The 952-nt window shown below is 46.8% G+C and carries 1 protein-coding gene; it reads left to right on the top strand.

The window, feature by feature from the left end; all coding sequences use genetic code 11:
• Positions 1-94: 94 nt before the first annotated feature.
• The coding region (locus ASG38_RS17955; protein ID WP_162239658.1) for a hypothetical protein at positions 95-952 on the top strand (858 nt) is incomplete at its 3' end.

The raw sequence follows: 952 nt of genomic DNA, 5'->3' as shown, positions 1-952 counted from the left end.
CTATAACCTCTTCAGTGAGCCCAACCGAAGCAGCGGAAACCTGGTGGCCGACAGCTACATGAATTTTTCCGACAAGTACGGGCAGATAGAGTTTGTGGGTTATAGCAATGTGACGGTAACAGAAAGCGGAAACAACGGGAAGACAGAATATACCTTTACCTCTCCTGATGACTATCCCAACGGTTCAGTAGGTGGAATTGATAGTCCATCTATTGACTACAAGCGTGGCCTGTTGAAAAACAAGAAATCCTATGACAGTAACGGTACAGTGGTACAGAACACCAGCTACGAGTATGTCTTCTTTGACGAAAACTACCAGGTAAGCTATTTTGATAACAGGACAGTAATAGACAGAACGGGAAAATCAAGGCTCCAAGTGGAAAAAACGACTTACTATCCGACCAATTCTGAACCTGTTGTAAAGAGCACTGTATACAACTACCATAACGATATTAACCGAAATCTAGAATCAAAGACGGCCACCACTTCTGCCGGAGACCTACTCATGTCCAAATACTATTACCATACGGGCAACTCTACCCTCTCCAAAAACAGGATCTCGGAAATCGAGAAGGTAGAGGACTACAGGAACTGGAGCCTGGTCAACACCAGCAAGACGGACTATTCCAACATCTGGACCAACAATGTATCGTGGATGCCTTCGACTGTGTCCGCCTCAACGGGAAACACCCCACTTGTTGCCAAGGTAAAATTCAACCAATACGATAAATACGGCAACCTTCTGGAAAGCGAGCAGCCCAACGGGATGAAGACCAGCTATGTCTGGGGATACAACAACACGCAGATGGTCGCCAAGATAGAGAATATGGCCTATGGAAGCATTCCCCAAAGCCTGATAGGGGCAGTACAGGGCTATTCAAACAGTGCTACATACAATGAGGCTTCACTGCTGTCTGCCCTGGAAGACCTGCGCATTTCCGCATCGGCCTCC

It is taken from the genome of Flavobacterium sp. Leaf359, from assembly GCF_001423985.1.
In the GTDB taxonomy this organism is placed as follows: Bacteria; Bacteroidota; Bacteroidia; order Flavobacteriales; family Flavobacteriaceae; genus Flavobacterium; species Flavobacterium lindanitolerans.
This window is presented reverse-complemented; position numbering and strand designations above follow the sequence as displayed.